Annotated in this window: 18 protein-coding genes, 3 tRNA genes and 2 pseudogenes; 10 read left to right on the forward strand and 13 right to left on the reverse strand. The window is 65.5% G+C overall.

Annotated features, from left to right (window positions below; genetic code table 11):
• Nucleotides 1-21 precede the first annotated feature (21 nt).
• Nucleotides 22-636, reverse strand: coding sequence for a helix-turn-helix domain-containing protein (locus AB0H61_RS27925; RefSeq protein ID WP_357310193.1), 615 nt, complete (start codon nucleotides 634-636; stop codon nucleotides 22-24).
• A gap of 50 nt (nucleotides 637-686) precedes the next feature.
• Here AB0H61_RS27925 and AB0H61_RS27930 point away from each other — a divergent pair, with 50 nt between their 5' ends.
• Nucleotides 687-4,010 carry a carboxyl transferase domain-containing protein gene (locus tag AB0H61_RS27930; RefSeq protein WP_357310477.1) on the forward strand — a complete coding sequence of 1,108 codons (3,324 nt, stop codon included), beginning with the start codon at nucleotides 687-689 and terminating at the stop codon, nucleotides 4,008-4,010.
• Between the two features lie 196 nt (nucleotides 4,011-4,206).
• On the opposite strand, the gene AB0H61_RS27935 is transcribed toward AB0H61_RS27930, so the two are convergent.
• On the reverse strand, nucleotides 4,207-4,662 hold the full coding sequence (locus AB0H61_RS27935; protein WP_357310195.1) for a MarR family transcriptional regulator: 456 nt from the start codon (nucleotides 4,660-4,662) through the stop codon (nucleotides 4,207-4,209).
• Nucleotides 4,663-4,732: 70 nt separating this feature from the next.
• On the opposite strand from AB0H61_RS27935, the gene AB0H61_RS27940 reads away from it, so the two are divergent.
• Both AB0H61_RS27940 and AB0H61_RS27945 read left to right on the forward strand, forming a co-directional pair.
• Nucleotides 4,733-5,020 carry a hypothetical protein gene (locus tag AB0H61_RS27940; protein WP_357310197.1) on the forward strand — a complete coding sequence of 96 codons (288 nt, stop codon included), beginning with the start codon at nucleotides 4,733-4,735 and terminating at the stop codon, nucleotides 5,018-5,020.
• A gap of 168 nt (nucleotides 5,021-5,188) precedes the next feature.
• Nucleotides 5,189-5,962, forward strand: a complete 774-nt coding sequence (locus AB0H61_RS27945) for an SDR family NAD(P)-dependent oxidoreductase (protein WP_357310199.1) — start codon at nucleotides 5,189-5,191, stop codon at nucleotides 5,960-5,962.
• 153 nt (nucleotides 5,963-6,115) lie between these two features.
• On the opposite strand, the pseudogene AB0H61_RS27950 reads toward AB0H61_RS27945, so the two are convergent.
• The 5 genes and pseudogenes from AB0H61_RS27950 to AB0H61_RS27970 all read right to left on the reverse strand — a co-directional run.
• A pseudogene (locus AB0H61_RS27950) lies at nucleotides 6,116-6,377 on the reverse strand (hypothetical protein); the annotation flags it as partial.
• Nucleotides 6,378-6,751: 374 nt separating this feature from the next.
• Nucleotides 6,752-6,824 (reverse strand) — tRNA-Lys (locus AB0H61_RS27955).
• Between the two features lie 41 nt (nucleotides 6,825-6,865).
• Nucleotides 6,866-6,936: transfer RNA gene (locus AB0H61_RS27960), tRNA-Val, on the reverse strand.
• A gap of 1 nt (nucleotide 6,937) precedes the next feature.
• Nucleotides 6,938-7,014 (reverse strand) — tRNA-Glu (locus tag AB0H61_RS27965).
• Nucleotides 7,015-7,290: 276 nt separating this feature from the next.
• Nucleotides 7,291-8,457: a serine hydrolase domain-containing protein gene (locus AB0H61_RS27970; RefSeq protein WP_357310201.1), complete on the reverse strand. Its 1,167-nt coding sequence runs from the start codon at nucleotides 8,455-8,457 to the stop codon at nucleotides 7,291-7,293.
• 177 nt (nucleotides 8,458-8,634) lie between these two features.
• On the opposite strand from AB0H61_RS27970, the gene AB0H61_RS27975 reads away from it, so the two are divergent.
• The 4 genes from AB0H61_RS27975 (at nucleotide 8,635) to AB0H61_RS27990 (ending at nucleotide 11,625) form a co-directional block, all read left to right on the forward strand.
• Entirely contained in the window at nucleotides 8,635-8,874 is a 240-nt protein-coding gene (locus AB0H61_RS27975) for a hypothetical protein (RefSeq protein ID WP_357310204.1), read from the forward strand.
• A 166-nt stretch (nucleotides 8,875-9,040) separates the two neighbouring features.
• Nucleotides 9,041-10,156, forward strand: a complete 1,116-nt coding sequence (locus AB0H61_RS27980) for an MAB_1171c family putative transporter (RefSeq protein WP_357310206.1) — start codon at nucleotides 9,041-9,043, stop codon at nucleotides 10,154-10,156.
• Between the two features lie 200 nt (nucleotides 10,157-10,356).
• The gene (locus tag AB0H61_RS27985) at nucleotides 10,357-11,253 is read left to right on the forward strand and encodes a helix-turn-helix transcriptional regulator (protein ID WP_357310208.1); all 897 of its coding nucleotides are present in this window, start codon (nucleotides 10,357-10,359) and stop codon (nucleotides 11,251-11,253) included.
• A 51-nt stretch (nucleotides 11,254-11,304) separates the two neighbouring features.
• Nucleotides 11,305-11,625 (forward strand): hypothetical protein, encoded by a 321-nt coding sequence (locus AB0H61_RS27990; protein WP_357310210.1) that lies wholly within the window; start codon nucleotides 11,305-11,307, stop codon nucleotides 11,623-11,625.
• Here AB0H61_RS27990 and AB0H61_RS27995 read toward each other — a convergent pair.
• Both AB0H61_RS27995 and AB0H61_RS28000 read right to left on the reverse strand, forming a co-directional pair.
• The gene (locus tag AB0H61_RS27995; RefSeq protein ID WP_357310212.1) at nucleotides 11,588-11,713 is read right to left on the reverse strand and encodes a hypothetical protein; all 126 of its coding nucleotides are present in this window, start codon (nucleotides 11,711-11,713) and stop codon (nucleotides 11,588-11,590) included. The genes AB0H61_RS27990 and AB0H61_RS27995 overlap by 38 nt on opposite strands.
• Nucleotides 11,710-12,669 (reverse strand): phosphatidylglycerol lysyltransferase domain-containing protein, encoded by a 960-nt coding sequence (locus AB0H61_RS28000; RefSeq protein WP_357310215.1) that lies wholly within the window; start codon nucleotides 12,667-12,669, stop codon nucleotides 11,710-11,712. Before AB0H61_RS28000 ends, AB0H61_RS27995 begins: the two co-directional genes overlap by 4 nt.
• 332 nt (nucleotides 12,670-13,001) lie before the next feature.
• Here AB0H61_RS28000 and AB0H61_RS28005 point away from each other — a divergent pair, with 332 nt between their 5' ends.
• The gene (locus AB0H61_RS28005; RefSeq protein WP_357310217.1) at nucleotides 13,002-13,649 is read left to right on the forward strand and encodes a pentapeptide repeat-containing protein; all 648 of its coding nucleotides are present in this window, start codon (nucleotides 13,002-13,004) and stop codon (nucleotides 13,647-13,649) included.
• 94 nt (nucleotides 13,650-13,743) lie between these two features.
• Here AB0H61_RS28005 and AB0H61_RS28010 read toward each other — a convergent pair whose 3' ends face one another.
• Nucleotides 13,744-13,941, reverse strand: coding sequence for a hypothetical protein (locus AB0H61_RS28010; RefSeq protein WP_357310219.1), 198 nt, complete (start codon nucleotides 13,939-13,941; stop codon nucleotides 13,744-13,746).
• An 18-nt stretch (nucleotides 13,942-13,959) separates the two neighbouring features.
• Here AB0H61_RS28010 and AB0H61_RS28015 point away from each other — a divergent pair, with 18 nt between their 5' ends.
• Entirely contained in the window at nucleotides 13,960-14,826 is an 867-nt protein-coding gene (locus tag AB0H61_RS28015; protein WP_357310221.1) for a hypothetical protein, read from the forward strand.
• Nucleotides 14,827-15,014: 188 nt separating this feature from the next.
• On the opposite strand, the gene thrS is transcribed toward AB0H61_RS28015, so the two are convergent.
• The 3 genes and pseudogenes from thrS to AB0H61_RS28030 all read right to left on the reverse strand — a co-directional run.
• Nucleotides 15,015-16,232: a threonine--tRNA ligase gene (gene thrS / locus AB0H61_RS28020; RefSeq protein ID WP_357310223.1), complete on the reverse strand. Its 1,218-nt coding sequence runs from the start codon at nucleotides 16,230-16,232 to the stop codon at nucleotides 15,015-15,017.
• 230 nt (nucleotides 16,233-16,462) lie between these two features.
• A complete protein-coding gene (locus AB0H61_RS28025) occupies nucleotides 16,463-16,855 on the reverse strand; it encodes a RidA family protein (RefSeq protein ID WP_357310479.1) in 393 nt (130 codons plus the stop codon).
• Nucleotides 16,856-16,879: 24 nt separating this feature from the next.
• Nucleotides 16,880-17,440, reverse strand: a pseudogene (locus AB0H61_RS28030) (DinB family protein); the annotation flags it as partial.
• Nucleotides 17,441-17,502: 62 nt separating this feature from the next.
• Here AB0H61_RS28030 and AB0H61_RS28035 point away from each other — a divergent pair.
• The gene (locus AB0H61_RS28035) at nucleotides 17,503-18,501 is read left to right on the forward strand and encodes a YafY family protein (RefSeq protein ID WP_357310226.1); all 999 of its coding nucleotides are present in this window, start codon (nucleotides 17,503-17,505) and stop codon (nucleotides 18,499-18,501) included.
• Nucleotides 18,502-18,833: the final 332 nt, after the last annotated feature.

Consider the following 18,833-nt stretch of genomic DNA (forward strand, 5'->3'; position numbering starts at 1 on the left):
AGTACCAAGTGACGTCCGTGGTCAACCTGCCAGGCCGAGCAGAGACTCGGCAACCTTCTGCATCTGGTGCAGGTAATCGGCGCGCGCGGAGGGTGTTTCGGCCTGGCGGTGCAAGGTCCCACTGGTGAGTGCGTAGCCGATGGTTTCGGCGATGATGCGGGGTGGGGCCGGCAGGGTTATCGCGCCCGCCTCGAGTTGGCGTTCCAAGTATCGGGCGAAGCGGCGGACGGGACGTTCCGCGATCTCCTCTGCCAGGGTCGTGAGGTGGGGGTCCACCGCGCCGCGTTCGTCGATCAGGCGTAGCAGGGGGCCCGCGGCATGCACGGCCACAGCGAAGGATTCGATGGTCGCGCGCAGGATTTCGCGAGGGTCGTCCGTGGTCAGTGCCGGTTCTTGGGCGGCGAGGAAGTCGTCGCGGACCCGGATGGCCAGGGCGTGGAAAATCTCCTCTTTCGAGGCGAAATAGACGTACATGGTGGCCCGGGAGACGCCCGCTTCGGCGGTGATGGCCGCAACGGTGGTGTTCGCGTAGCCACGGGTGGCGAAGACGCGGGCGGCCGCGTCGAGCAGGGCGCGGTGGCGGTCGGTATGCGAGCGTTCGCGCGCCGCCCGGACCGACCAGGTGGATTGGGTCACGACTCTTATGCTGGTTGACGTTGACGTCAATGTCAACGAGACTGGCGGGTATGCGCGTTGTCGTGGTGAACCGAGGTGAGATCGCGGTCCGGGTGCTCCGGGCCGCCCGTGAGCGCGGGTACGAGACGCTCGCGGTGCATACGGGAGACGAGCGGGAGGCGATGCACGTGCGGCTCGCCGATGATGCCGTGCAGCTGCCGGGCAAGGGAGCCGCCGGATACCTCGATGTGGCCGCGGTGGTGCACGCGGCGCGCAAGGCGGGTAGTAGCGCATTGGTTCATCCGGGCTACGGATTCCTCAGCGAGAGCGCCGATTTGGCAACCGCCTGCGCGGCGGCCGAGCTCGTCTTCGTCGGTCCGGCACCGGATGTGCTGCGCACCTTCGGCGATAAGGTCACCGCACGGGCGGCAGCGGAGCGCGCCGGAGTGCGGGTACTGCCCGCGACCGGCGCCAACGCCGGACTCGACGAGATCGCCGCCCTGCTCGACCGCTATCCGGACGGTGTCATGGTGAAAGCGGCCGCGGGCGGCGGTGGCCGTGGCATGCGGCTGGTGCGTGACCCCGAGCGCCTGGCCGAATCCTATGAACGTTGCCGGGCCGAGGCGCTGGCCGGTTTCGGCAGCGACAGCGTCTACGCCGAGGCGCTGGTGCCCGGCGCACGGCATATCGAGGTGCAGATCGTCGCGGATGGCAAGACCGCGGTCGCCGTCGGAGATCGCGATTGCAGTGTGCAGCGTCGCAGACAGAAGCTCGTGGAGATCGCGCCGGCCCCGAATCTCACCGCGGCATTGCGCGACCGATTGCATTGCGATGCGGTAGAACTCGCCGAATCGGTGCGTTGCAAGGGTGTGATCACCGTCGAGTTCCTGGTCAGCGGAACGGACGCGTGGTTTCTGGAGGTGAATCCTCGGCTACAGGTCGAGCACACCGTCACCGAGGAGGTGACCGGACTCGACCTCGTCGCGATTCAGTTCGACCTCGCCCGAGGGCTGGACCTCGCTGAACTCGGTCTCGCACAGCCGGATACGTTCACGGCCGCCGACGGATCACCTGCCACCGACACGCCGGACGGCGGCGTATCAGCCGATCCTTCCGAATCCCGTTTCCCTGCGGTCGCGACCAGGGGATACGCGGTACAGGCTCGGGTGAACGCCGAAATCGTGACCGCCGGTGGGGAAGTGCTGCCCAGCACCGGCCTTCTCGCCCACTTCGCCGCCCCGACCGGGACCGGCGTGCGGGTCGACACCGCCGCCCACCCCGGCATGCGGCAGGGCGCACAGTTCGATTCGCTCCTGGCGAAGATCATCGCCCGCGGCCCGACCTATCCCGCCGCATTGCGTCGTTGCGCGGACGCGCTGGCGGAAACGGTAATCGACGGTGTCGACACGAATGTCGCACTGCTGCGCGCGGTCCTGGACGAACTCGCCTCGGTGGTGAACGACCAGCGGGAGTCGCATCACATCGAGAACGACACCGCCGCGGTGACCACCGCGTGGTTCGAGAACCGGGTGGCGGAGCTCGTCCGCAAGGCCGCCGACTACAGCCCGGCGACGCATCGCGAGCTGGAGCCGGGCGAAAACACTGCTGTGCGTATCGAAGTGGAACTCCCCGATGACACAGCGGCACTGCGATCGCCGATGGGGGCGACCGTGGTGAGCCTGGTCGAGCCCGGAGCGGTGGTCGCGGCGGGCGGCGAGGTAGCGGTTCTGGAAGCGATGAAGATGCAGCACGTGGTGCGGGCGGAGGAGCCGCTGCGGGTACTGCGGCATGTGGTGTCGCCGGGCGATACCGTCGATCCACATGCGCCGCTGGTCATCTGGGAGTCGGCGGACCACGATGGTGCCGCGGCCGCTACCGAGGCGATCGATCTCGACGCGATTCGCGCCGATCTGGCCGAGGTGTGGGAGCGGCACCGGATCGGTCTGGACGCGGCGCGCACCGAGGCGGTGGCCAAACGGCACCGGCTGGGTCGGCGCACGGCGCGGGAGAATATCGCCGATCTGGTGGACGACGACAGCTTCGTCGAATACGGGGCGCTCGCGGTGGCGGCGCAGCGCGCCCGGCGCACTCCCGAGGATCTGATCGCGAACACCCCCGCGGACGGGTTGATCGCGGGCGTGGCCACCATCAATGCCGACCGGTTCGGCGCGCAGGCCGCCCGCGCGGTCGTCATGTCCTACGACTACATGGTGCTGGCGGGCACCCAGGGGATGCGCAACCACGTCAAGACCGACCGCATGCTGGAACTGGCGCGCGAGCAGCGGCTGCCGGTGGTGTTCTACACCGAAGGCGGTGGTGGCAGGCCGGGGGACACCGACTATCCCGGCATCTCCGGGCTCGATGTCACCACCTTCCGAGCCATGGGCGCGCTCTCCGGCCGGGTTCCATTGATAGGCATCGTCTCCGGACGCTGTTTCGCGGGTAATGCGGCGCTGCTCGGCATCTGCGACGTGGTGATTGCGACCCCCGATGCGAATATCGGCATGGGCGGGCCCGCCATGATCGAAGGCGGCGGGCTCGGCGTGTACAAGCCGGAGGATATCGGCCCGATCGATGTGCAGCGGCGCAACGGTGTCGTACATATCGTGGCCGCCGATGAGGCCGACGCCGCGGACATCGCCCGCCGCTATCTCGCGTACTTCCAAGGGTCCTTGGACAACTGGGATGCGCCCGATCCGCGGGTGGCGCGGCACGTGGTGCCGGAGAACCGGTTGCGCGCCTTCGATATCCGCGCGGCCATCGAATCCGTCGCCGATATCGGCTCGGTTCTGGAACTGCGCCGCGACTGGGGGGTCGGCATCGTCACCGCGCTGGTTCGGGTGGAGGGTCGCCCGTTCGGGCTGATCGCCAATGACTGCCAGCACTTGGGTGGCGCCATCGACGCACCCGCCGCCGATAAGCTCAGCATGTTCCTGCGCCTGTGTGACGCGCACGGGCTTCCGATCGTTTCGCTCTGCGACACACCGGGTTTCATGGTCGGACCCGAGGCAGAAACCCACGCCACCGTCACGAAGTTCAGTCGCCTGTTCATCGACGCGGCGGGTCTGTCGGTCCCGTGGGGCACCGTCATCCTCCGGAAGGGTTACGGTCTGGGCGCGCAAGCCATGGCCGCCGGTTCCTTCCGTGCTCCGCGTTTCGTCATCGCCTGGCCCACCGGCGAAATCGGCGGCATGGGATTGGAAGGTGCGGTCCGGCTGGGTTTCGCCAAGGAACTCGCCGCCATCGCAGACCCCGAGAAGCAGCGCGAAGCCTTCGACAGCCTGGTCCAGCTGGCCTACGCCCAGGGCAAGGCCCTCACCGCCGCAACGGTTCTCGAACTCGACGACGTCATCGACCCCGCCGACACCCGCCGCTGGTTGCGCACCCTGCGCTGATCGTGTCGCGCCGCTAGAGGTGAGGCCGAGGCGCTATCGTCACAGGGCGTCGGGGGCGGTCGCCGGGAGCCAGTTCTGATATTTGTCCCACGACCAGCCTCGCCGGTTGATCAGTCTGTCGGCGAGTACGGGTGCGGGTCCGTCCCAGCTCGCTCGGGATGCCTGATCCGCACCTGGCTGCGGATCAGGCTCGTGGTCAGGCCAGCACCTGGCGCAGTGCCGTGACAACAACATCGAGTTGCTCGCCAGACAGCCGGTCGAGCGCAGGATCCGGTGTGATGAGGGCTTCGATCAAGCGTTCGCGGGCAGCCACGCCCGTCGGCGTGACGGCGAGGACCTTCACTCGCCGGTCCTGCGGTGAGGCCTGCCGCTCCACGTAGCTGCGGTCCTCGAGCTGATCCACAAGCTCGGTCAGTGACGCCCGGTCGATGCACAGTGCGGACCCGAGAACCCCCATCTTGGCCGGCGCCTGTGGATCCAGCGCTACCAGCGCTCGGGCTTGCACTGCGGTCAATCCCACCTCCGCCGCTTCTGTCATCCAGCGGCCGGTTCGCAACGCCGAGACCTCGGCGATCAGCAGCCACGCCTCCTCGGCCGGATCGGCTGGCGTGTGGGTCAGCGAAAGGCCGGGCAGTAGGCGGATCTCGGTCATGGACAAGATCGTAGCTCTACCGTATAGTTCGGCCTACCGAACATATCGGTATACCGAAAGGAATTGCAGGATGGCGTACCTGGTAGTGGCGATCTTCAAGCTGGACCCGACCAACGTGGCACTGGAGGTGCAGCGCGGGGAGGCCACCGGATCAGCGCTGAGCAAACAGGGCGGCTTTCTCTCGTTCGACGTGATGACGCCGGATGAGGAAACGGTCGTCGTAACCCAGCTGTGGACCTCACAGCAGGAATTCTTCGACGGAATGAGCGGCATGCGGGAAACGCTCGGGCAGCTGCCGCCGCCGATCGTCAACACGCGGGAGACCTACAGCGGCGAGGTCACAGTGAGCATGCGCTGATTCCCGAGCACTGTTTGCGCGGAGCCGGACGAAACCCGCCACCTCGCACTCGATCACGATCCCTCGAGGTCCAGTGCCCGATGAGCAAATCGCCGTAGCCACCCCCGCAAGCATCACGAAACGACCGCGCTCGAAGAACAAACAACCCCCACGGCAAGGAGCTTCCCAATGAGCGAGCAGACCACACACACCAACCAGAATGTCGCGCTGGTGACAGGCGCGAATAAGGGAATCGGGCACGCAGTCGCCCAGCAGCTGGCCGCCCGGGGCATGACGGTGCTGATCGGTGCCCGAGACGCGCAGCGCGGAGAGGACGCCGCCGCGGCGATGCGCGCGGCGCGCGGCGACGTGCACGCGGTCACTCTGGACGTCACCGATCCGACCGCCGTCCAGGCGGCCGCGAGACAGGTCGAGCAGCGATTCGGCCACCTCGACGTCCTGATCAACAATGCCGGCATAACTGGTTCCGGACAGGTTTCCCCACAAGATGCCTACGACCAGGCTCCCAGCACCGTGGATCTGGATATGGTCCGGGCGGTGTTCGAAACCAACGTCTTCGGGGTGATCGCGGTGACCAACGCCATGCTGCCGTTGTTGCGGCGGTCACCGGCACCGCGCATTGTCAATGTCAGCAGCCACGCCGCGTCGCTGACCCTGACCAGCGACCCGGACGGCCCCTTCGCGACACTGCTGCCGTCGGCCGCCTACAATCCCTCCAAATCCGCGCTGAGCGCGCTGACCGTGCAGTATGCCAACGAGCTACGCAAGGACAGCGTCCTCGTCAACGCCGTCGCCCCCGGATACGTCGACACCGACAGTAACAACCACACCGGACACCTCACCCCCGCGCAGGGCGCGGCGGTCGTGGTGCGGCTGGCCACGATCGGCGCGGACGGGCCAACCGCCGGCTTCTTCAGCGCGGACGGCCCGCTGCCTTGGTAAGGCGGTCCTGGAACCACTCCAGGGCAGTGGTGTAAACAGCCATGATGAGGCCCACGGGCGAGTGAGTCCCTTGGCGGTCAGGCGAGATCGCATGTCGCTGAGGGTCTTATCGGGCAGCCGCTCCCGAAGCACACCGCGACCGGACACCGATCGGAAGAGGGTGCGTACCCGCAGCGGCCGGGAACCGGTGGGGCCGAGTTCGGCGTCGATGTCGACCTCGATGGCGCCGAAGAAATTGATGTTCTCGCTGTGCGCCGCGAGATGTGCGCCAGCACGGTCCCGCCAAGCCGTAATACTCTGTGGTCCAGGCGATTACCGCGTTCGTGGCCAAGGTCGGGCGCCACGCCTGCCCTTTCTGATCCTCCCGGTGCCGGGCCCTGAAGGCTCCCTCGTTGGCGTAGATCAGGTCGCGTTTCGGGTGCGGGCACCAAGGTGATCGTCACGATCAGACGCGAAGCACAGTACGTGCTCGACGAGATCCTGGGCAATGCCACGCAGGTGGTGTGCTGATCTGTGGCAGGGGTGTAGGTGGACAGGCCCTCGTCGGCGAATACTACGGCGACCTCCGTCAGCGCGCGAGATCGTCGCGGAGGCCGAATCGGTCTGTGATGTGCCGGGCGGCGTTGCCGGTGCCGACGTGCGTTCGTTTTCGATCATGCCGGTGAAGGCACATACGACCTCGGGACCGCCACCCAACTCGGCTGGACGCCGCCTTCTCCCGGTTATGTGATGCGCACGCGGCGCGCCACCCGCAAGTCCCGCCGCGATGCCCGGTGAGGCCGTCGCCTGTGCTCCCAGTAGGACTCGAACCCACAACCCGCTGATTAAAAGTCAGCTGCTCTACCAATTGAGCTATAGGAGCTCCCAGTCAACCGGGCGCTCTGCCGACTGAGCTGAGATACGTACCCGTTGAGAGAATCGAACTCCCGCATCCTCCGTGTAAAAGAGGTGTTCTCCCACTGAACTAAACGGGCGTGACGCAGATCGGAGTCGAACCGACGAACTTCCTGAATGAAAGTCAGGCTGCCCATGCCAACCAGAGCAACTGCGCCGCGCAAGAAAAAGGGCCGCTCCCGAGCGTTGTGCCGGTGGAGCGACCCGATGACTCAGGAGGTGAACCCGGGTCACGAACCGCCCGCGGAACGCTCGCCACTACCGCCGAAGGGCGAGATCGATTTTCCGCCACCGAATTCCACGGCAGCGTCGAACCCGCGCACTCGGCGCTCGGATTTCGCAAACCTGGTCATGGTGGGGATCCTTCCTCGATCTCGCAATTTCGACGGTAACACCGACGCCGCGCATCGCGAAAGCTATATATTGCCGAGCAGTCAGCTCAGCGCCCGATCCAGCGCCTCGACCAAGCTGCGGGCGCGCAGATCCAATGCCCCTTCGATGATGTAGTTGGTGACGTAGGCGAAGGCGATACCGTGCGAGGGGTCCGCGTAGGCCACCGAACCGCCGCGTCCGGGATGACCGAAGGAGGCGCCACCGCCGAGGGGTAAGCCTTCGGTGGGCAGCATGTACCCGGTGCCGTAACGATTGGGCAGCATAATCACGCGGTCGATCCCGTCGGCCTGTACCCGGGTGGCGGCGGCCACGGTTTCCGGGGTGAGCAGGCGGATGCCGTCGACCTCGCCGATCAACGAGGCGTAGAGCCGCGCCAGTCCGCGCGCGGTGCCGATGCCATTGCTGGACGGGATCTCGGCGGCTTGCACGGCGGGGGAGTCGAAGTCGATCTCGGCGGGGTCGGTGACCTGAAAGGCGCGATTGGCCAACGAGTTCGGATCCAACTTCGCCGCGACCAAATCGCGCATTCCGGCCGGAATCAGCTCCGCGGGCACCGCCGCGAAGTCGACCGCGGGCGCGAACACCAGACGGCTGACCCGGTGCCGTTCGGCCTCGGGCAGCCCGATGAAGAAATCCATTCCGAGCGGACCCGCGATCTCCTCGGCCACGAACTGCCCCACGCTGCGACCGCTGACCCGGCGGATCACCTCACCGACGAGCCAGCCGAAGGTGCGGCCGTGATATCCGTGTGCGGTGCCGGGCGTCCAGTTCGGCGTCTGGGCGGCGAGTGCCTCGACCATCGGCTGCCAGGCCAGCGCGTCCGCGAGCGGCACGGGCTTGTCCAACGCCGCGAGCCCCGCCTGATGACTCAGCAACCACCGCACCGGAATCTCGGCCTTGCCCGCCGCCGCGAACTCCGGCCAGTACCGCACAACGGGTGCGTCGAAATCGAGGTCGCCGCGCTGCGCGAGCAGATGTGCCGCGGTCGTGGTGACACCCTTGGTCGAGGAGTAGACGAGCTGGATGGTGTCGCGCTCCCAGGCCCGGCCACCGTTCGGATCCGCGGATCCACCCCACAGATCCACCACGGGCCGACCATCTCGATATACGCACACCGCCGCACCGATATCGCCCCGTTCGGCGAAATTCGCGGCGAACGCCGCCCGCACCGCTTCGTACCCGTTCGCAACCACTCCGTCGATCGCCATGCGAGACAGCATGTCACTTTCGATCGACCTGGATCCCGCAAACCCTGCCTCTACGAAGGGGTTGTGGAGCTCTTGTGGGATCGGAGGCGAAATCCTTTGGGCTCGAGAGTGGTTTGCTCGACGACATGGATCCGGTAGCCGGTTCGGGGGTGCTGCGGGCACCAGCCAGGCAGCAGCATGGGTGAGGGTATGGCGGCGGCTACCGAAGCCACGCCGAGCGCGACGCAGCAATCGGCTACATGCCCCCACCACACCGCCGAGATCGAGGTGTTCGACGCCAAACCCGGTGCGCACCTGGGGACCGCCGAACTCGCCCACCTGGCCTCACCCGACACCCGCACCGCCGCGCCCGAGACCGCAAGGCTCGGCGGCTGCGCACCGAACTGGCCGTCGCGCTCACCGGCTTCAAGAAACTGAAGAAGGCGAAATCAGCGACGTGAGACAGGGTCTCAAGGGAGGTCAGCGCCGGGCGAAGCCATCGCGACAGCCGATCGGACACCCGAGTCGGCGGTGGTTGGCTAGCCACTCGGGTCGCGCCGCTACGCTCGGTCGAGCGAGGCTGACGGATCGAGGGGGTACGACGATGTGGATTCCGATTACCGGGATCATCGCCTGGCCGGTAATCGGTTGTCTGCTGGCTGTTACCTTGTGCCGACTGGTTATCGTCAGGGACACGGTGATCGATCAGCTCATCAATCGGTTGCTGATGTGGTTCATCGTCGCGCTACTCGCTTACCGCTGTACGTTTACACCGAGCCTCGCGAATCAGCTTGCGCTCGGCAGCATTGTCATGATGTCCGCGCACCTCTACACCATTGCGCGCGCGGTGGCGCCCGACGCCGACATGGGCACGGTGTTGCGACGGCAGCGAGCGTTGAGTCTGGCGGCGGTTGTCGCGGCGGCGCTGATCCTCATCGCCGGAACTCCCGCCAGAAACGAGGGCCGACCGGTCGAATTCACGGCTAGCTGGGAAGGATTTGTCATCGGGACTCTCTTCGCGATTCCCTTGACGATCGGAACCGTGGCGATCTATATGACGTTCGTTCGTGAGGTTCTTTTCGGCGATCTCTCGATCGGACCGCGCGTCGTCGGCTATTGCATTGGCCTGGCCCTGAACTATGCCTGGATCACCGAGGTCGTCGGCATCACGCAATCGTTCACCGGATGGCCTGCGCTCGGTCCGCAATTGCCGCGGATCGAATCGGCCATCACGCTGTGTGGTGCTGTTGTTGCGATCGTTTGCGCTGTCCCGCTGGTCATTCGGGTGATCTCCAGCGCCGGACTCGACCGCACCGGGCGTCATTGCCGACGGCTGCAACCACTATGGCGAGATCTCACAGCAGCGGTGCCGGAGATCGTGCTCGCTGACGAGAGCGGCGCGGTCGATCCCGATGCTCGCCTCCTCCGGATGACGGTTGAGATCCGCGATGCGGTTTTGCATCTGACGCCCTACTTTCGTGTCGTCCCCGCCGCCCCCGGTCGATCCGGTGTCGTTCAGGCCGAATCGGGCCGGTGGATGGCAGAATACGCACTTCAACTCGCCCATGCCGCAAAGGCAAGACAGGATGGGGCGTCGCCGACCGAGTCGGGAAAACTGTCCAAATCACTGACCCTGGCACGGGATTTCGACACCGACCTCGAACAGTTACTCAGCCTCGCTCGCGCCTGGCCGACTGCGCGTGCCGCCGCGGCCGGCTGACCATTTCTGCGCCTTCCTGACACTGGCCGCCGCACTCACCGGCTTCAAGAAACTGATGAAGGCGAAATCAGCGACGTGGGACATGGTCTTAGTCGGGATTCGAACCTGCGACACAAGGTTCAGGAGAGCGTCTCACGCCCTGTTTGTACGATTCGGCGAGTTACGCTGACCTCAAATCTGCGCAATGGAAGGGGGCGCAAATGACAAGTGGACAAGTCGCAGGGGACGACGATCCCGGTCGCGCTAACGACGCTGCCGCAGCCCGCCGGGAATTCGGCGCGGCACTCAGTCGAATTCACAAAGAGCGAGGTTTGACCCTCCGGGAACTCGAAGAACGAACTGGAATAAAGCGAACCGCTCTGCACGGTTGGATCCACGAAGCGAAAATTCCCAGAAACGCTGCCCAGCTGCATGAACTTCTGGCGGTATATGGGGTCGACCAGCCCATGGCAATGCATCTCATGGCGCTCCATGCTGCTGCCCGCTTCCACGGCGCGCCGCAGGTCAACATCAGTGGTGACAACTACGGCGTCATCGTTCACAGTCAACCGCAGGTCGTGGATACGCCGTCCACCCTTGCAGAGCGCCAGCAAGAGTTCTTCTTCGACTTCCTGCAGGAATCGTTGAAGCAGTACGGGATGACGTTCCGAATCAGCATCGGTGTCGCACTGGCCGGCGCTTTGGTCATCATGGGAGGGGGCGTGCTGGCTCTCGTCAAGGTCGGGAATCCGGATTTGAGCTACGTTCCGGTGGTGACAGCCCTCGCGGGTGTACTGATCACGACGACTGCGGGCGCGTTCGCTGTCCACGCAAACCGTGCGCGGGTACATCTGACACAGGAAGTGAGCTCGCTGAAGTCCAGCATTCAGGCAGATCATGAAATGGAGCAGTCGCTGAAGTTGTCCGAGCATAAGCTGTCGCAAACTGTGAAACTGATCGACGGGGTGGCAGATACCGACCTGCAAAACCGGCTGAGGTCTATCGCGGCTGCGTGGGCGATGGGGTTGGCACCCGACCCGATCGACCTGTCGAGATATTTGTCGCCGAAGCACATCGATTCGGTTCGGGAACCTGAAACAGATCGACCATGTAGCTGATCGGAAAGCTCGAGGCCACCTGCCAGTTTTCGGCGCGATAGAACCCCGCCCGTGGTCACACCGCCGATCACCGCGCCACGCCAGCTTCATCGCCGCATCGGCCGCGGCCCGATGGCCGACCGCCGCCGGGACACCCGCGATGCCGAACGCCAGATCCCACAGCAACTGTGCCGCAAGCACACAGGCGATACCGATCACTATGTATTGCTCGAGTTCGAGCCCCGTGGCGGCTTCGTACAACTTGCGCGCCATGCTGTCGCAGAACTTGATCAGCTGGTGCGCGACGTCGGCGAGGGCGCGGTACAGCTCGTGTGGCGCTTCGGCGGTGGCCCCGTCACCCCGCGCCCGAACGACCCGCTGCGTCCTCGATAACCAGCCGGTACAGCACCTTTGCCGGACCGCAGGCTTTGTCACCGCGCAATTCGACCTCGGTGAACGCTTCGACCAGTGCCTCGATCATGCGCTCATCCAGGCCGTTCGGCGCATCCTTGCGCCGCCACGGCACGTCGAGGCTGATTTCGCTACCGCGCGCCGACATTCCGTAGCGCTGGAAGCGACGACCCGCCCGTTCGCACCCCGGGCCAACACCACCGGCATCCCCGGATTGCGACGGTCCAGCAGATGGTCCAGGATCATCGAGAAGCCGCGGCTCTGCCGACCGGTGTGCCACTCGTCGACGATGCCGAAAAGCTCGGCGCGCAGCGGCTCGGTGAGCGCCGATTCACTGGTCACCTCGGTGGTGACGCCGAAGTTTCTGGTGCGGCTGACGGCTTGGCGCAGGTTTCGGAAGCCGCGGCCCACCATGGCGAAGTCGTCGACGTCGATCACCACATCGCGCCCGACCGGGATCGCACGCAAACCGCGATGTTCCACCGCCCGACGCCGCCACGTGCCCGCCAGCTCCGGGCTCACCCCGAGCACCGCGATACGCCAGCCCTGCTCGGCCGCGAACTCGGAGAATTCGGTCAGCAGCGGCGCGAATGCGCGGCGCTCACCGATCGGATCGCCCGATACCACCGCGATCCCGAAACGCGTCCGGTAGGCAATGGCGGCCGACGAATCCGAATTGAAGTAATAGCTCTTGAACGAGTGCAGCGCGAATGTGGCCAGCGGATCGTGCTCGGTCCGCCCGACCAGTTCCGCCACCCGGTACTGGTGCTCGGGCTGCGGTTTGCTCGTCTGCGGCAACATGAGGACGAATCCGGTCGAAGCCAGCAAGACGAACCCGACCCACGGGTGTTCGGCGCGATAGGCGATATTGGCGCAGGCCAGAATCAACGCCGCAGCGGTGACGTGCGAGAGTGCGATCGGACGGCACAGATGCAGTCCGCGCACCACGAACAGCCCCGCGATCGATACCGCGACGAACCATCCCCGGTGCAGCCCTTCGTGTGCCGCCCGATTCGCCGCGTACAACAGTCCGATGCTGATCAGCAGTAGCGCGATGGTGAGTACCGGGCGCAGCGCCGGCGCGGCCGAAATGGCGACCTGGCGGTAGCCTGCGGCGGTCGAACAGCGGTCTTGCGCGGCTCGGGCATGCCACCTCCTCGATACACCGGGTGGTCATGGCGCCCCTCCGGATGATCATGTCCCTCAGAACAAGGCTATGCGTCGTAACGGTCTCATGGGAGAACCAACGTCGCCGTCAAACCATTTCCTAGGCTAAGGATCAGGAGGGCGGTGAGAGCCTGGGTCGGGCATGCAATCGATGCGAGTCCTTGTCGGCGGGAGCCCGTAACGTCAAGGGAATGCCTCGTGAACTGGCCGACCTGCCTTACGCGCGCTACCTCGAACCCTTCCACGGCGAACTCGAGCCGGAGGGGGACTACGACTGCGCGCATCTGAGCGGTATCGATGTCTCCGACGCGGACGTCCGACATGCCACGTTCACCGAATCGGCCTTCACCGATTTCGCGATGAACCGGGGGAGTATGCGTCACACCAGGTTCCGCGACGTATGGTGCCGCGACGTCCGCTGGATCGGCACCGAACTCGCCGACACCGCCTGGCAGGACGCGGAGTTGATCGCCGGTGCGCTGGCGGGGGTCGACGCGGGCGGTGCCGTACTACGGCGTATGCGGTTCGAGGGCTGCAAACTCGATTCGATCAACCTCCGGTCCGCGACGCTACGCGATGTGACCTTCGTCGACTGCGTGCTGCGCGACATCGATCTCGCCGGTGCGAACCTGACCAATGTCACCTTCCCCGGTTCGCGGCTGGATGGACTACTACTGAACAAGGCGCGACTCACGAAGGTGGATCTGCGCGGCGCTCTCGGCATCGGCATCGCCGACGGGCTGGAAGCATTACGCGGGGCCACCGTCACGCCGCTCCAACTGCTGGACCTGGCACCGGCATTCGCCCGCGCCACCGGCATCATCGTCGCCGACGCCTGAGCCATCGATGAAGTGGTCAGGGCGTGCCCCATATCCGAGCAACGCCCTGACCGCACCTTGATCGCACGTGTCGGGTTGAAGGATCGGAGAAAGATCAGTGGGACAGCAGTACGATCGCAATACCTTTGTCAGGATCGTCGAGTACCTGGCTCCAGGACGCGATGACCATGTCCGGGCGGTACGTCGTCAGGCTAACGACGACGAAGCGCTCCAAGAGTTGCTGATCCGGCTCGCGGCCGATCGGAAGATCGTGCGGGTGGACGTCAAAGTGCCTCTCGACGAAGTCATTCACGGCCTCAAATCGTTGTTCATGTTCCCATCGGAAATGGGCCTGCGCTGGACCAAGGCGCTACGCGCGAAGTTCGAAGCCTACGAACCCGGCACGGACGTCGAAAAGCTACTCGAGTACATCGGCGCGCGAAGCCTCGCGGTCGGTACCGCGTTGGTCGAGATCGATACGCAAGGAGATCAGTACGCTCTGACCTTCGTCTCGGTCCGCGGCAGCCACGATCTTGCCGCCATCGCACCGGGTCACATCAGCCCGATTCCGCGGCAGCATGGACACATCGGATCATCGGGCCTCGGCGGCCTCGAACCCCAACGAGTGGCAGGCACCAGTTCCGGGTCTGCCGAATCCGACATCAACGGCCTGCACCGATCCGGCATCTCCTGGATGGCGATCTACCTGACCGGGGCCAGTTCACAATCCATTCTCGATGAGCTGGGCCTCACCAACACTGGAATCGTCTATGCCCCAGGAAGTTCCGCATTGGCGGGTGCAGTCTTACCGAAGTGGCTCGTCATTGTCGATCACCACGCCGAGTCACCCGGATACGTCGGCCGAACGGAACTCCTACAGCGACTGTCGCGACCCGGGAAGTATGTGGTGGCCTGCTACCGATCAGCGGACGCGCGTGAGAGCAGCGCCATCCAATGGTTCAACGAAACACGATGGTGGACCGTGCAGCATGATCCCCACCAGCCCGAAGGCCGAGATCACCTCGACTACTGGGGCAATCTGTTCTGGGACTTCGCGAAAATCCGCGCCGCTGCCTGGAAGAAGCATCGTGCCGAACCGGACCATGGTCACATTTCCCGAGTTCCCCTCACCGCTGCCTCCGATTGGACCGGCTTTACCGAGAGCGCGCCGCTCACCGAGCTAAGTCAGAACCGATAGGATGCCCGGGCAAGCACCGAATCTCGTTGGTCGCTCCGTTTCAGCCTGTGACTCGCAGCGGTGAGTGGTGCTGTTCTCGCAGTGCTACATGGCACTTCGCCGTCCGGCCCTCGGCGGTGTGCCACCTTCGAACGCGGCGCGCCGTCAAGGCAGTGTGCTACCGGTGGCCCCAGGGCCACCGGTAAGTATCAATCGGCCCACAAACGGGTGTCGTGGGCCTGGATCAGTGCTCGGATTCGGGCGATGGCATCACCGGCAGCTTGGGCGGGTAGGCGACGTCCGTCTCGCAGTCGTACTGCCACACCCCCGCTGGAGACTTCGGCCGGGCCGAGAATGAACTGGTATGGCGCCAGACGTGTTTCGCGCACCCGCGCCGCCAGGCTTCCTGCCTCGGTATTCACCGCCTGTGCGCGCAGATCCGCGCTCAGACACTGGTCGCGGAGTTGGGCGGCGGCGGGTTCCTGGGCATCGGACACTGGCAGCACCACTACCTGAACAGGGGCCAGCCATGCCGGGAAAGCCCCGCCGTGATGTTCGATCAGGTGTGCGACCGCACGTTCGACGCTGCCGATGATGCTGCGGTGCACCATAACCGGCCGATGCTTGGCTCCGTCGGCGCCGATATAGTGCAGGTCGAACTGCTCGGGTTGATGGAAGTCGACCTGCACGGTGGACAGGGTCGATTCGCGGCCGGCGTGGTCGCTGATCTGGATGTCGATTTTCGGGCCATAGAACGCGGCTTCGCCCTCGGCGGCCTCGTAAGGCATGCCGGACCGGTCGAGCACCTCGCTCAGAATCTTGCTCGCACGCTGCCACATATCCGGTGCCGCAACGTATTTCCCACTCGCTCCTGGTAGCGAGAGCCGGTAGCGAGCGCCGGTGATTCCCATGGCCCGGTATGCGGAGCCGATCAATGCCAGCGCGGCAGCGGCCTCCTCGGCGACCTGGTCGAGGGTGCAGAAGATGTGCGCGTCGTTGAGCTGGATGCATCGCACTCGGGTCAACCCGCCGAGCACACCGGACAGTTCCGAGCGGTACATCGCGCCGAGTTCGGCCATGCGCAGGGGCAGTTCGCGGTAACTGTGAGAACGGGACCGGTACATCACCGCGTGATGCGGACACAGGCTCGGACGCAGCACCACCTGCTCACCACCAACGTCCATCGGCGGGTACATGTCGTCGTTGTAATGCGCCCAGTGGCCGGAGATTTCATACAGCTCTCGTTTGCCGAGCACCGGCGAGTACACGTGCTGGTAGCCCGCTCGTCGTTCGGCGGTGCGGATGTATTCCTCGAGACTGTGGCGCACGATCGCACCGTCGGGCAGCCAGTACGGTAGTCCGGCCCCGATCAGTGGGTCGGTGTCGAACAGGCCGAGTTCCCGGCCCAGTTTCCGGTGGTCGTACATGTGGGTCTTCCTTCCAGTCGAAGGCGGATGACCACACGCGAAAGCCCCGGGCATCCGCCCGGGGCTTTGATCAGAACAGAGTCAGCGCGCCGGGACGTCGTCCGGCGTCGTAGCGAAGTAAGCGCGCTGCACGCCCAGCACGCTACCCCCGCAACATTGCGCAGCACAATGACGGGTCCGGAACTCCCGTAGGGCCCAACCAGCCGGGTTCTGCCAACTCGGGAATTCGTCTATTCGGGGATAATCGCTACTGCGTCGATCTCCACGAGCGCGCCCGGGCGAGCGTGTCCCGCGGTGGAAACGACCGTGATGGCTGTGCGGTGATCGCCCCACACCGATCGTGACGCCGCGTATCCCACCTGTGCGTCAACCCCGTCGACGAGGTAGATGTTCAGTTTGACGACATGCTCGGGACCGGTACCTCCAGCAGCGAGCACAGTCAGCACATTTCGCATTGCCTGAGCGGTTTGCGCCTCGATACCGTCGAGCATTTTTCCGGTGCTATCCGTGCCGAGCTGACCACCGACATAGAGCGTGCGGGCAGCGGGCGCGATCACGCCCTGAGTGAAGGCAGGGTTGTTGTGGAGCTCTTCGGGGTCGAGGTGTGTCGTCTTCGCGGTCATGACTTTCCTTTCGGGCGCGCTGAGTTTCGTGTGCAGGTAGAGGTCGCGCAACAGGCAGATCTCGGACAGGTGGTGGATCAGCTCGCGGTGGATGTGCAGCACCAGATCAGCCATGGGCGACTCGGGAAATGGCTCCTTCGCGCCGACCGGGACCCGGAGCCCGGCATCGCCGAGGTCGCGCACCCCGGCCAGCCAGATGTCGAGCTGGGTCTCGAGCTGCTCGAGCGCGGTAGCCGCGTCGCCCGCGTACTCCCACGTCTCGTACGACACCGCCGGCGCGCCGAAGTGTGCTGCATTGCGCGCCGCCAGCACGCCGACGATGACGTGGCCGAGACGCCAGGCGATTGTGGTGAAGGCAGCGGGGACCGGCTCGGGGAAGGCGTAATCGATCGTGAATTCCCCGGCTCCGACCTGCATGGGCGCCGTTGAGCTGCCGCGCGGCCACACGCTCCAGGCGTCCGCCACCGGCGACCAGAAGTACTCGTCGTCGGTGAGGCCGTCGAGCCGGGCTCGGATCTGATGGTTCCAGTGGAACTCCCACTGTTCGAGCAACGTCCGGTTCCAATCGAGTTCGTTCACATCCATGGCGCCACCCTGACACGCCTAGCGGACAGAATCGGTCCGCTATTTGGGGCAGGATGGGCGATATGGACGCGGCGAGCGGTGATGAGCGAGGTACGACAGAGCGGGTGCTCACCTTGCTCGGGCTGTTGCAGCAACGCCGTGTCTGGACCGGCCCCGAACTCGCCGACCGGCTCGGAGTCACATCGCGTACGGTGCGGCGCGATGTCGAGCGGCTACGCACGCTCGGCTATCCGGTGCATGCCAGCCAGGGTGTCGGCGGCGGTTATCAGCTCGGCCCGGGGCAGGATCTGCCGCCGCTGCTTCTCGACGACGAGGAGGCGATCGTCACCGCGGTATCGCTGCTCGTCGGCGCGGGTGGCGCGGTCGCCGGCGCCGGGGACGCCGCACTCCGCGCGCTGACCAAGCTCGACCGAGTACTGCCCACGCGGTTGCGGCACGAGGTGCGCGCGCTCTCCGGCTCGGTGGAGTCGTTCGGCGGGGGCCGCACGCCGGTCGACCCCGAGATGCTCATGACGCTGGCCAGAGCCTGCCGCGACGAGGTCGAGGCCCGCTTCGAGTACCCGACCGAGAGCGAGGTGCGACAGCGGCAGGTCGAGCCCTACCGCCTGGTCGCCTCCGACCGCCGTTGGTATCTGCTTGCCTACGACCTCGATCGCGACGGCTGGCGCAGCTTCCGCGTCGACAGGATGACCGATGTGTCCGCGCGGACCTGGCGCTTCCGCCCGCGCCCGGCACCTGACGCGGCGACGTACGTGCAGGAGGGTGTGGCGAGCCGGGTCTACCCACACCGGGCGCGCTTCCTCGTGCACGCGTCGGCAGATACTGTGCGCGAGCAGATTTCGGCGTCGGCGGCCGTCGTACGACGGCGAGACGATGACCACTGCGAGGTACTCGGCGGCGCCGACAACCTGGACATCGTGCTCATGCACGTGCTCCTACTGGGCCACGACTTCGAGGTACTCGAACCTCCCGAGCTGGCAAGACGCTGTCGCGCACTGGCCGAGAGACTGATGTCGGCCGGTGCGACGAACTCACCGGAGTCGGACCTCGACCAGTCATGAGCCGCGGATGTGCCAAGCAGCCCGATTCGCTATTCCCGCCCTGGGCCCGGTCCTGAACCGAGGCTGACCTCGCAGTATCGGTTGCGCTGGCATCGGCATGCCCCCGCCTGTGAATTCGTCGGCCAGATCCGCTGGCAGCGGCGAGGTTGTAAACCGTTGGGGCCGTGATGAACCCGCGAGCCGAATCTTGGAGCCTATTGCCCTGAACGATCTCCTCATTGGCTACGACACGGTTGAGGGCAGGCAGGTCGCCCGCCCTCAACCACTTTCGAAACACGGCCTGGGCCAATCGATATCGAACTCGCCGGGTTCGGGCCGACCGGCTACCAGCC

Source organism: Nocardia sp. NPDC050710, from assembly GCF_040654375.1.
GTDB lineage: Bacteria > Actinomycetota > Actinomycetes > Mycobacteriales > Mycobacteriaceae > Nocardia.

Coding starts and splice junctions, on each gene's coding strand:
- AB0H61_RS27930 (WP_357310477.1), top strand. CDS start 687: ATGCGCGTTGTCGTGGTGAACCGAGGTGAGATCGCGGTCCGGGTGCTC.
- AB0H61_RS27935 (WP_357310195.1), bottom strand. CDS start 4,662: ATGACCGAGATCCGCCTACTGCCCGGCCTTTCGCTGACCCACACGCCA.
- AB0H61_RS27940 (WP_357310197.1), top strand. CDS start 4,733: ATGGCGTACCTGGTAGTGGCGATCTTCAAGCTGGACCCGACCAACGTG.
- AB0H61_RS27945 (WP_357310199.1), top strand. CDS start 5,189: ATGAGCGAGCAGACCACACACACCAACCAGAATGTCGCGCTGGTGACA.
- AB0H61_RS27970 (WP_357310201.1), bottom strand. CDS start 8,457: ATGGCGATCGACGGAGTGGTTGCGAACGGGTACGAAGCGGTGCGGGCG.
- AB0H61_RS27975 (WP_357310204.1), top strand. CDS start 8,635: ATGGGTGAGGGTATGGCGGCGGCTACCGAAGCCACGCCGAGCGCGACG.
- AB0H61_RS27980 (WP_357310206.1), top strand. CDS start 9,041: ATGTGGATTCCGATTACCGGGATCATCGCCTGGCCGGTAATCGGTTGT.
- AB0H61_RS27985 (WP_357310208.1), top strand. CDS start 10,357: ATGACAAGTGGACAAGTCGCAGGGGACGACGATCCCGGTCGCGCTAAC.
- AB0H61_RS27995 (WP_357310212.1), bottom strand. CDS start 11,713: ATGATCGAGGCACTGGTCGAAGCGTTCACCGAGGTCGAATTGCGCGGT.
- AB0H61_RS28005 (WP_357310217.1), top strand. CDS start 13,002: ATGCCTCGTGAACTGGCCGACCTGCCTTACGCGCGCTACCTCGAACCC.
- AB0H61_RS28015 (WP_357310221.1), top strand. CDS start 13,960: ATGTTCCCATCGGAAATGGGCCTGCGCTGGACCAAGGCGCTACGCGCG.
- thrS (WP_357310223.1), bottom strand. CDS start 16,232: ATGTACGACCACCGGAAACTGGGCCGGGAACTCGGCCTGTTCGACACC.
- AB0H61_RS28025 (WP_357310479.1), bottom strand. CDS start 16,855: ATGACCGCGAAGACGACACACCTCGACCCCGAAGAGCTCCACAACAAC.
- AB0H61_RS28035 (WP_357310226.1), top strand. CDS start 17,503: ATGGACGCGGCGAGCGGTGATGAGCGAGGTACGACAGAGCGGGTGCTC.